The organism is Gemmatimonas sp., from assembly GCF_027531815.1.
Classification (GTDB): Bacteria; Gemmatimonadota; Gemmatimonadetes; order Gemmatimonadales; family Gemmatimonadaceae; genus Gemmatimonas.
Map to the genome: position 1 here is coordinate 309,185 of NZ_JAPZSK010000010.1, position 7,691 is coordinate 316,875.

Sequence of the window (7,691 nt, forward strand, 5' to 3'; positions counted from 1 at the left end):
CGATTTCCGACGTTCACGGCGCAACGGAAGGAGGACGCTCTCAGCATTCACGGCGCTGGGCGCGCTCATGGCCGGACTCCTCATGGCGCGGGCGATCGCTCGCCCCGTCCTGCGACGAGGCACGCAAGTCATCGCCGCGATGAGCGCCACGCTCGAGCCGTTCGCCGCCAAGGACAGGACGAGCCCGCAAGAGTCCACCGCTGCGCTCGCGGCCCGACGCCACCGCAGGGAGCGTACGGCCGTGCCCTTTACTCGTCGGCCGTGATCTTCTCGCGCCGGCTGACCACGGCAATGCCCTTTACACGGCGTGCCGCCTTGATGATGCGTTCAAGGTGCGCGAGGTTCTCCACTTCCACCATGGCGGCGCCGGTGACCTTGCCGTCCGTGGTCTTGAGCTCGAGGCTCTTGATGTCGGTGCCCGTGGCGCTCACGGCCGCCGCCACATCGGCGTACAGCCCGCGGCGATCATTCCCCTCGAGTGCCAGCCGAACCACGAAGCGCTCGCCGGCCATCTCCTGCCAGTCGATTTCCAGGCGTCGCTCAGGCTCGTGCGCCAGGAGCAGCAGGTTGGGACAATCACCGCGATGGATGCTCACGCCTCGCCCACGCGTGACGTAGCCCACCACGCGATCACCGGGAACAGGCTGACAGCATTGCGCATACCGCACCAGGAGCCCGTCGGCCCCCTGAATGCGGATGCCCTTGCCGGTGCCGACCACCTTGTTGACGATCCGCTCGAACGTGCTCGGCTTCGCCGGCTCCGGCGGACTCGTATCGAGCAGCGGGTGGAGCAACTTGAGCACCTGCAGCACATGCACGTCACCGGCACCAATGCTCGCAATCAGGTGCGGCGTGTCCTTCAGCTTGAGCAGCTTGGCAATGGGATACAGCTCCGCATCGTCCGCCTTGGACAACCGACGGCGACGCAGTTCACGCTCGAGGATCTCCCGCCCCAAACGCATCGCCGACGACCGCTCCTCGAGGCGCAGCAACTGCCGGATCTTGTGCCGCGCCTTGCCGGTGCGCACGTGAGCGAGCCAATCGCGACTGGGCTTCGCATTCGGATTGGTGAGAATCTCGACCGTCTCGGAGTTCTTGAGCTCGCGAGACAGCGGCGCGATGCGACCGTTGACCTTGGCCCCGGCACAGTGCGCCCCCACCTGCGAGTGGACGGCAAAGGCGAAGTCGAGCGGGGTCGCCCCCTTGGGCAGTTGAATTACATCGCCGGTGGGCGTGAACAGGAAGATTTCATCCTGGTACAGGTCCAGCTTCAGGAACTCGAGAAACTCCCCTGGCGTCTCGGCATCCATCTGCAGCTCGAGCACCTGCCGAAACCAGGCCAGTGCCTTGTCGAGCTCGTCGGCGCTCTTGGCGCTCTCCTTGTACAGCCAATGCGCCGCAATGCCGTAGTCGGCCGTGCGATGCATATCACGCGTGCGGATCTGGATCTCGAAAAGCTGGCGTCCCGGGCCGAAGACAGTCGTGTGCAACGACTGGTACCCGTTGCTCTTCGGCTGCGCAATGTAGTCCTTGATGCGCTCCTGCACCGGCGTCCATCCATCGTGGATCACGCCCAGCGCATGGTAGCACTCCAGGACGTTGGGAACGATCACGCGGATGGCGAGCAGGTCGTAGATGTCCTCATACGGACGATCGCGCTGCTGCATCTTCTTGTAGATGGACCACAGATGCTTGGGGCGGCCTGTCACCTCGACGTCGGCGATGCCCGCGTCCGTGAGGCGCTTCTCAAGGGGCTCCTTCATCTGCGCAATGAGCGCCTCGCGCTCCCCACGCTTGGCCGCCACCATTTTGGCCAGCGACTTGTAGGCTTCCGGCTCGAGATACTTGAACGCCAAGTCCTCAAGCTCCCAGCGTACCTTCGCCATACCAAAGCGATGGGCCAGCGGGGCATAGAGGTCGCGTGTTTCCTGCGCAATGCGTCGACGTTTCTCCGGCGCGAGCCAGTCGAGCGTGCGCATGTTGTGGAGCCGGTCGGCCAGCTTGATCAGGATGACGCGTGCATCCTTGGCGATCGACAGCAGCAGCTTGCGGTAGTTCTCCACCTGCCGCTCCTCGCGCGAGGACATCGGCAGGTTCGCGATCTTCGTGAGGCCATCAACGATCTGGGCGATCTCCGGGCCGAACTCCCGGGCCACGTTCTCGACGGTGATGTCGGTGTCCTCCACGATGTCGTGCAGCAGGCCGCACGCCACGGTGGTGGTGTCGAGCTGCAGGTCGGCCAGAATGCGCGCCACCTCAACACAGTGCGAGACGTACGGCTCGCCCGAATGCCGCACCTGACCAGCATGGGCCACGTCGGAGTAACGGTATGCGCGCACGAGCAGGTCGTGATCGAGCCGATCATACGCGCCATTGACGCCTGGCCCGAATCCCGGAATCATCTCGTGCAGCGCGATCGTCGTCACAACAGTCCAGCCTCCGCAAAGCTTACGTATCGACCCCGTCCCACAATGACATGGTCGTGCACCGGGATGTCCAGCAGTCGCCCGGCGGCGACCAACTGCTCCGTGACCGCGCGATCCTCCGCGCTGGGCGTCGGATCACCACTGGGATGGTTGTGCACGAGGATGACCGCCGCCGCCCGCTCGGCGATCGCCTCCCGGAACACCTCACGGGGGTGCACCAAGGAGGAATTGAGCAGCCCTCGTGTGACCATCACGTCCCGCTCCAACCGATGCTGCGCGTCAAGGATGGCCACGTGAAACTCCTCGACCGGCGCATCCTGCAATCGCGGCGCGTATACCGCCGCCACATCACGCGGTCCGCGCAGCGGTTGTCCTGCCTCCCGTGCCTCTCCTGCCATCCGGCGACCAAGTTCCAGCGCCGCCTGCACCGCCGCCGCTCGCGCCAGCCCAACACCTCGCGTTCGGGTCAAGGCGGCAAACGGAACAGCCGCCAGGCGACCGAGCGACCCACCGGACTGTGTGAACAGTTGCTGCGCGCATTGCAGCGCCGAGCCCCCCCGATGTCCCGAGCCGAGCAGCGTGGCCAGCAACTCGGTGGTACTCAGCGCCTGAGCGCCAAGGAGCCGCATACGCTCCCGCGGCCGCTCCGTCGACGGCAACTCCTTGATCTTAAGGCGAGGTTGGGTGGGCTGGCTAGTCGGTAGGGGCACGAGGTCTCCGAGCAAGGGAATGGCGATCACGAGCGTACACAGTACCGGTGGCCGCGTGTGATCCACGTACCACAAACTCCACCGTCGGCTCCTTTGAACGCCGAGGCGCGCCGTCACGTACCTTGCCGTATGCCTCCCAGTCAGCCACTCGAATTCACGATGTCTCAGTACACCGCCGACGGGCCGCACGGCCCCCCCAAACGGGCAACCTTCGACCCCACCAGCGAAGCCGAGTGGGAATCGCTGCGGAGGCTGGGACATCGCATGCTGGACGACCTGCTGGCAGCCCAGCGCGCGCTGCCGCAGCAACCGGTTTGGCAGGAGCTTCCGGACGTCGTGCGCGCCACCTTCGAGGAATCGGGGCCGCGCCACGGCGTCGGTCCCGAGGCCGCCTACGAGCGGGTGCGTCGCAGCGTGCTGCCCTACGGCCTTGGCAATTGGCACCCGCGCTTCTTCGGCTGGGTTCAAGGTAACGGTACGCCCCTGGCCATGCTGGCCGACATGATCGCCGCCGGGCTGAACCCACACCTCGGCGGCTTCAACCAGGCCCCAGCACTCGTCGAGCGTCAGGTGGTGTCGTGGTTTGCCGACTGGTTCGGCATGCCGGGAGCGAGCGGGCTGTTCGTAACGGGGGGGACCATGGCGAACGTGCATGCGCTGGCGTGTGCCCGCATTGGTGCGGCCCGTTCCCTTGGGCGTGACGCTCGGCGAGATGGGGTGCAGTCGTGGCCGGGGGAGCCCTCCGTTGCGCCGCTGGTGTTCTACGGATCGACCGAAACGCATGCGTGGGCATTCAAGGCTGCCGAGTGGCTGGGGCTGGGATCGCGGGCCTTTCGGACTGTGTCGGTGGACAGCGACTTCCGCATGCGCCTCGACTTGCTGGAGGCCATGCTGGAGGCGGACCAACGGGACGGCCTCATCCCGTTTTGCGTGATCGGTACGGCAGGTACGGTGAATACGGGTGCCACCGACGACCTCGTCGCGCTCGCCGACCTATGCCGCCGACGCCAGCTGTGGTTTCATGTCGACGGAGCGTTTGGCGCCCTCGCGGCACTCTCCCCGCTCGTCCGTGATCAGGTCGTCGGCATGGATCGCGCCGATTCCCTTGCGTTCGATCTGCACAAGTGGGGATCGATGCCGTTCGAGTGCGCCTGTGTGCTCGTGCGTGATTCGCAACTGCATCATGAGGCGTTTCGCCACCGTGCCAGCTATCTCGTGCCGAGTGAGCGCGGCCCCACGGCAGGCGGGATGTACTTCAACGAGCGTGGACTCGATCTCACGCGTGGCTTCAAAGCGCTCAAGATCTGGATGCAGTTGCATGCCGACGGCGTCGAGCACTTCGGAGACATCATTGCTCAGAACGTGCAGCAACTGCGTCGCCTCGTGGCGGCGATCGATGCGCATCCGGAGCTCGAGCGATTGGCGCCGGCGCCACTCAACATCGCCTGCTTCCGGTACGTTCCGCTCCTGCCGCAGCGCGCTCCGGGTGCGTATACCGACGCGGAACTCGATGCCCTCAACCGAGAGTTGCTGGCGCGCCTGCAGGAGCGCGGCCTTGCCATGCCGTCGAGCACGGTCATCCATGGCCGCTTCGCAATACGGGTTGCCCATGTGAATCACCGCACCACCGACGCCGACATGGACCTTCTGGTGCAGCAGGTTGTGGCCCTGGGGCAAGAGATCGCCAGCGCGTCGGTCGCGCCGGCGTGAATCGCCAGGGAAAGCCGGATACGCAGAACGGGACGACCACCGTGGTCGTCCCGTTGTGTGAGAGTCGTTGCGCTTGGAACTGCTCCTCGGCGTAGCGAGTCGGGAAGCGGTTCAGAGACCGCCGGATCCGCGCGGCTTGGCCGTCCGCCCTCCACCGTCGGAGGACCCGGACGAGGCCCCACCACCGCCCATACCGCCCATGGATCCGCCGCCGCCCCCGCCCCCACCACTGGACGCGGGGGGCGAGTAGATGCCTGAGCCGCCGCCGGACTGCGGCGTGGAGCGCGTATAGCCACCGCCACGAACAGCACGCCCGCGTACCGGGCCACCGGCGTCACCGCTACCTCCGCCATTGGGGACGATGACGACCGGGCCACCGCCATAGAAAACGCCCGGCCCCCAGCCGCCCCCCCAGCCCCCCCAGCCACCGCCCCAACCGCCACCCCACCCGCCCCACGGCGAGAAGGCGTTGAGGCCCCAGGGGCCTACCCCGTATCGATAGGGGTTGAAGTACCCGAAGCCCCACGGGTCGAGCATCCCGAATCGATAGCCGAAGCCCCAAGCGCCGAGCCCTCCGGGACCGTAGCAGAGATCGTCCATCATCTGGCAGCGCGAACCCATCCCGACGCCTCCCATGCCGCCGCCACCGGTGCGCCCGTTCCGCATGGCCACGATACCGGGGCCCTGGGATGCCCCCGATGCGGTCGTCATGGCCGGGCCGATCTGGAAACGATCGGGATTGGCCAGCGCTACCATGACATCGATGACCCGCGGCGGCACTCCACCGTCGGCCAATCGAATGAGCGACTTCGCATCGAGTGCAAACCGCTGCCCGGTCTCCGAAAGCCATGCCTCGGCGAGGCTGGCGGGAACGATTCTGGCCGTGGCGATCACCTCGTCGATACCCATCGCACCACCGGTGGCCACTCGCAAGGCACGTGAGGAGCGTAGAGCGCCGGCAGCGGCCTGATCGGCGTCGCCGTCAAAGCGGAAACGGGCCACGGAGGTCGCTTCGTTCTTGCCGACGGCGAGATGCTGCAGCTGCACCCACTGTCCGGCGTCGTTCATCGTCATCAGGCCGGTCTCCACGCGCTTCACACCGCGGGCGCATGAGAGCTCCGCCTTGAGCACCAGACGGGCGTTGTCGGGTGACCACTCGGCGCGCTCGGTCCCTTCGCACTCTTCGATGCGACGCGGGACCGCCGAACCGGCGAGAGGCAACGCCGTACGCGACATGACGGAATCGCGGTGGTAGAGAACGATGTCCACCGAGCGTGCGACCGTCATGCTGGGAGCCACACAGGCCCGGGTCGGCTGCTTGTCGCTGTCGAGCTCCTCGAGACCGAGTCCGGTGTCGAGCGGCCGCCAGCACCCCAGCCACGGCTGGAAACGCGCATCGACCGAGGCAGTGGCAGTCTGCGCGTGCGCGCCGGAGGCGGAAACCAGCAGGGCCGCCGCCGCGATCGGCCCGAAAAGGCGTCGTGCGAGAGGTGCGCGGAACATGAGCGAGTCTCCGTTGGCGAAACGTTCAGGCGACGGCTGCAGCCGGCGCGTGGGCAGAAACGACGTACGCATCAAAACCGGAACTGCAGACCGGAGGTGAGTCCGATCCCCGACAATGCCGTGCGATCGAAGCCGGTGAAGTCTCCCTGCAGAGGGGCTCGCGAATGGTCGTAGCGCAACTCGGTGTTGATGGCGACGGCCGGCAGCATGGCCCAGGTGACCCCCGTGGCCCCGTATGCGAGCGGCGCCCACCCCTTGGCTTCGAGGTTAGCCGCGAACACGTCGAGGTTGGCGGCCCGGAAATCCACGAAATCTCCTTCTTGGCGGAACCGGTAGTTCATCGCGCCCGCACCGGCCGCCAGGTAGGGGATAATCTTGGTCGGCACCCACGCGAGTCGACTGACGCTCCGTCCCGCCGGGACAAGATTGAAGCGCATCCCGAGACTGAGCGGGGTACGCCGAAGACGCGTTGCCTGCTCAATGGGCAGATCGCGGTTGTCAACGAAGTTGCGGTACTCCGATTGCACACGCCGCGACACCGTCGATGCAGAGAACTGCAATTCGAGCCGCTGCGTCAGGGGGACGCCGATGTCCCCCCCGAAACTCACGCCCACGTAATCATTGCCGTTGAGAGGCCGCTGCGAACCGCGCGGTCCCAGCAGGTCGCTGGTGAACGCGAACACCCCATCAGACGCGTTGGGGCGGGCAGCGCCGGCGCGGAGGGTGAGTGTTGCCCTGGGGCGCCCGAGCATGTAGTCGCTGCGGGACTGGGCCTCGACGGGTGCGGCGTGGATCATGCCAACCGCGGCGAGTGCCAGCGCAAGCACGGTGGCGGTGGCGGTGGCAGCACGAACGGTTCTGCTCTCCGACATGAGTTCTCCGGATGGATTCACCGTAAACATACCCGTATCGTGCCCTGAACGGTCCACGACCTGGCGCGGGTCCCCACGCTCGCCCGGCTGGAGGATTCCAGCCGGAGCAGAGCCCCAATTCGTTGGTGACAGTCGTCTGCTCCCGCTTCGCTCACCCGCGCCAGGCGGAGGCCCAGTTCACGACAGGGCGAGGATAGGGGATCGTGTCAGCCGGTTGTCAGCCATTGCGGGCGAATGGTACTGCGGGGTGGGTTACAGATTGATGAACGGCTCATGGAAAAGACGCAGCCCCCGCTGCATGGATACGCGATCCACGCAGCGGGGGCTGCAAAGGGTGCCGGCGACGGCCTACTCTCCCGCGAGCTCTCGCCCGGAGTACCATCGGCGCTATCAGGCTTAACGACCGTGTTCGGGATGGGAACGGGTGTGGCCCTGACGCTCTAGTCGCCAGCGAATGGGGGGACTCAGGA

5 protein-coding genes and 1 rRNA gene are annotated in these 7,691 nt (G+C 66.3%); 1 reads left to right on the plus strand and 5 read right to left on the minus strand.

The window, feature by feature from the left end; all coding sequences use genetic code 11:
* Positions 1–248: 248 nt before the first annotated feature.
* Both O9271_RS14035 and radC read right to left on the minus strand, forming a co-directional pair.
* Positions 249–2,426 carry a bifunctional (p)ppGpp synthetase/guanosine-3',5'-bis(diphosphate) 3'-pyrophosphohydrolase gene (locus O9271_RS14035; protein WP_298270870.1) on the minus strand — a complete coding sequence of 726 codons (2,178 nt, stop codon included), beginning with the start codon at positions 2,424–2,426 and terminating at the stop codon, positions 249–251.
* Positions 2,423–3,136: a DNA repair protein RadC gene (gene radC / locus O9271_RS14040; protein WP_298270871.1), complete on the minus strand. Its 714-nt coding sequence runs from the start codon at positions 3,134–3,136 to the stop codon at positions 2,423–2,425. Before radC ends, O9271_RS14035 begins: the two co-directional genes overlap by 4 nt.
* A 159-nt stretch (positions 3,137–3,295) precedes the next feature.
* Between radC and O9271_RS14045 the strand changes: the two genes are divergently transcribed.
* Complete coding sequence (locus O9271_RS14045; protein ID WP_298270873.1) at positions 3,296–4,846, plus strand: pyridoxal-dependent decarboxylase; 1,551 nt, start codon at positions 3,296–3,298, stop codon at positions 4,844–4,846.
* 111 nt (positions 4,847–4,957) lie between these two features.
* On the opposite strand, the gene O9271_RS14050 is transcribed toward O9271_RS14045, so the two are convergent.
* From O9271_RS14050 to rrf, 3 genes are all read right to left on the minus strand, one after another.
* Positions 4,958–6,349, minus strand: a complete 1,392-nt coding sequence (locus O9271_RS14050; protein ID WP_298270876.1) for a hypothetical protein — start codon at positions 6,347–6,349, stop codon at positions 4,958–4,960.
* Between the two features lie 71 nt (positions 6,350–6,420).
* Complete coding sequence (locus O9271_RS14055) at positions 6,421–7,221, minus strand: hypothetical protein (protein WP_298270878.1); 801 nt, start codon at positions 7,219–7,221, stop codon at positions 6,421–6,423.
* A 335-nt stretch (positions 7,222–7,556) separates the two neighbouring features.
* Positions 7,557–7,673: ribosomal RNA gene (gene rrf, locus O9271_RS14060) — 5S ribosomal RNA — on the minus strand.
* Between the last annotated feature and the right edge of the window lie 18 nt (positions 7,674–7,691).

Bases quoted from the DNA above. Each gene is read 5' to 3' on its own strand.
- O9271_RS14050 (WP_298270876.1), bottom strand. From the start codon at position 6,349: ATGTTCCGCGCACCTCTCGCACGACGCCTTTTCGGGCCGATCGCGGCG.
- O9271_RS14045 (WP_298270873.1), top strand. From the start codon at position 3,296: ATGTCTCAGTACACCGCCGACGGGCCGCACGGCCCCCCCAAACGGGCA.
- O9271_RS14055 (WP_298270878.1), bottom strand. From the start codon at position 7,221: ATGTCGGAGAGCAGAACCGTTCGTGCTGCCACCGCCACCGCCACCGTG.